This is a genomic window from Parasutterella excrementihominis YIT 11859, from assembly GCF_000205025.1.
Classification (GTDB): domain Bacteria; phylum Pseudomonadota; class Gammaproteobacteria; order Burkholderiales; family Burkholderiaceae_F; genus Parasutterella; species Parasutterella excrementihominis.
This window is the reverse complement of the sequence record NZ_GL883698.1, coordinates 1-2,194: the sequence shown is the minus strand read 5'-3', so window position 1 is coordinate 2,194 and position 2,194 is coordinate 1. Positions and strand designations below refer to the sequence as shown.

1 protein-coding gene is annotated in these 2,194 nt (G+C 46.4%); it reads left to right on the top strand.

The window, feature by feature from the left end:
- Window positions 1–154 precede the first annotated feature (154 nt).
- Entirely contained in the window at window positions 155–2,092 is a 1,938-nt protein-coding gene (locus HMPREF9439_RS05105) for an IS1634 family transposase (protein ID WP_008863993.1), read from the top strand.
- Window positions 2,093–2,194: the final 102 nt, after the last annotated feature.

Sequence of the window (2,194 nt, the reverse complement as noted above, 5' to 3'; positions counted from 1 at the left end):
CCTGCGTTTGACAGCTAAATAGACCTTGAAAATTTTCGGAGTATCTCATTAAGAGAGCTCCGGAATTTTTTAGCCCACCTTTAATATTATTTTATGATAGCGAACTTATAGCGAATTATGGTATAATTAGGTGTGCACAACAGCGAGGATCGTTATGTATTTAGTAATCCGAGGAGACCGGCTCTACGAAGGCTATTCAATCGTCTATACGACTAAGTCCGGGAAAAAGTCCACAAAAGGCTGCATCGGAAAAGCCTTGGGAAGTAAGTCAGAGTTGCTTGCTAAAGATCCTCTGGCTTTAGAGAAGCTCCGCGCTGAACTAAAGAAGAAGTCCGCACCCAATCAGGCCACCGAGAGAACAAAGCAGCTCCTGGAAGAAATTCCGAAGAAACGTCCCTGTCTTCCGTATGCCGGAGAGCCGGTGCTTTGTTACGCAAACTACATCCTCAAACCAATCTGGAATGAAACACTCAAACTCAAAGCGTTGATCCGTTATCAGCAGTCCAAGACCGATATTGAATTTGATGCAGAGGCTCTGCTCTGGCAGACAATTGTCAACAGAATCGTCTCCCCGAGTTCGCATCTGAAACACTACCGTTCTCAAACGAATTGGCTTGGAAACTCATTGGCAGAGACTAATTTAAAAAGCCTTTACAGGATGCTCTCCTTTGCCGCCCGAATCAGAAAACCTATCCTGCGAGGTCTTAATAAAGCTTTGAATCAAGCCATGCCTCGTGATTTATCCGTGGTCTTTTACGACGTTACGAATACTTGGTTCGAAACGGTCTGGGACGATGAGCATCAGTGGGCAATGGAAGTGGAAAAGCAGCTCAGTGCGCTTCCTTCAGAAGCCGCTCTGGAGGAAAAAAGACAGCTCATTGAGAAGCTTGAAAGAAACAGAACAAGCTCTTTGCGCATGAGAGGCCCGTCGAAAGAATGCAGAAAGGATCCGATTGTCTCTATCGCGATGGTTGTTGACAGAGACGGAATTCCCATCGACTTCAGAGTTTATCCGGGCAACAGCTCGGAAAAGACGACGATGAAGTGCTCGATCGATGAACTCGCTAAAACTTACAAGATTACAAACGCCGTTGTTGTTGCAGACAACGGACTGAACACGAATGCAAACCTGAGCCGACTGGTCAAAGAAAATCAGGGCTTCCTGCTGGCGCACAGTTTATCCAAAGCCAAGCAAAGTTCTGTTGATGAGTGGCTTAAAGACACAGGTTGGGAGTGGGATAAGGAAAAAGAACGAAAGATAAAAATCATTCCTTCAAGTCTCGTCGATGAAGACGGAGTCGTTCAAACCGATTACCGGATGGTCATTGGCTGGAGTGAGAAACGGTATCGGGAAGACATGTTCAAAATTGAAATGCATGAACAAGGGGCCAGAGAGGCTGTTGCTCATCATGCCAAGCTCCCATTGGCCGCATTCGGTTGGAAAAAGTACATTGAGACCGGAAAAAATAAAGCTCAGAAAATCAACGAGAAGAAGCTCGCTAAAGATAAGAAACTCGCCGGCTATTACGCCTATTTGTTTAAAGACTCCCGAGAGTTCGACAAGGAATGGGTAGAACTTCCGCCGAAAGAAAAGAAAGAACTGTCCGGCTGGGAGATTATCGAACAATACAAAAAGCAGGCGCAGATTGAACAATGCTTCCGGATTATGAAGACAAACTTCAATTTAAGACCGATGTACGTCTACACGGATGAACACATTGAGGCACAGGTCTTGATCTGCGTTCTGGCCCTCATCCTGCTTCGAATATTAAGCAAGAAGCTCAAGCTTGCAGGCCACCCAATGACGACAGAACAAATACTGGCAGCGCTCAACACTGCCAAACTGTCGGTTCAGCTGGATAAAGAACAGCCCGCTCTTTACAGGCCGTTGAGACAAATTCTGCGTCGGCCGCAGGACGATGATCCGCATGCACCAATACACCTGTACGAAGAGACAGACCTAAGCCGGATCATGAACTGCGTAGATTTAACTCCTCTGCCGCCCGTAGCAGACAAGAATGAGCTTGCACACTGCCTGAAGACGCGCTTCGATACCGACAAGGAAGCTCTGGGCGCTGTTTACCAAATCTAGCGAACGACAAAATAAAAATCCGGAGGGGAGTTTTACTGTTAAAAAACTAAATTAAAGACGGAGTCGCCTTAGGGACCCAGTGATTTAGGTGTCAAAGACAGG